Here is a 520-nt window from a genome sequence, read left to right as displayed (position 1 = left end):
TTTGCTGTGGTTGCTGATGAGGTTCGAGCTTTGGCTGGAAAGACTCAACAATCAACGATAGATATTCAAGAAATTATTACTCAACTTCAAGAGCAATCAAAGCAAGCGGACGAATCAATGGGACAAAATGTTGAGTTGATGGCTTTAACTCAATCTACAACTGAGGAGCTTACTCAATCGTTTCACGCTATTGCAGAGAAGATCTCGAGCATATCAGAAGTGAACTCCATTGTAGCGACCGCTTCAGAAGAGCAAAGCGTAGTGACAAATGATATATCTCATCAACTTGAAAGCATGAGTGTATTGGTTCAGCAAAACTTAGAGGGTGTTGAGGTTTCTATACAATCCAACGAGTCCGTTATGGAAGTCACGAAAGAGCTTAACGATGAGCTGAGCTTTTTTAAGGTAGATAAAGAATGAGTTTGCGAAAATGTGCATTTTGTTCTCGCAGTGATGTAGCTCTTTCTTTACTGGGCTCAGGTCGAGCTTGTTGTGATTGTATTGCTACTGCTAATCAATT

Annotated in this window: 1 protein-coding gene; it reads left to right on the top strand. The window is 40.4% G+C overall.

The features are described 5' to 3' along the window. Positions 1-420 (top strand): methyl-accepting chemotaxis protein (locus BCT49_RS05685; protein WP_241908039.1); only part of this gene is annotated, 420 nt, incomplete at its 5' end. Positions 421-520 lie beyond the last annotated feature (100 nt).

Origin of the sequence: Vibrio lentus (assembly GCF_002875945.1) — a bacterium.
Lineage (GTDB): Bacteria > Pseudomonadota > Gammaproteobacteria > Enterobacterales > Vibrionaceae > Vibrio > Vibrio apostichopi.
Note: the sequence above shows the minus strand (reverse complement) of the source record. Positions and strands in the feature narration are given on the sequence as shown.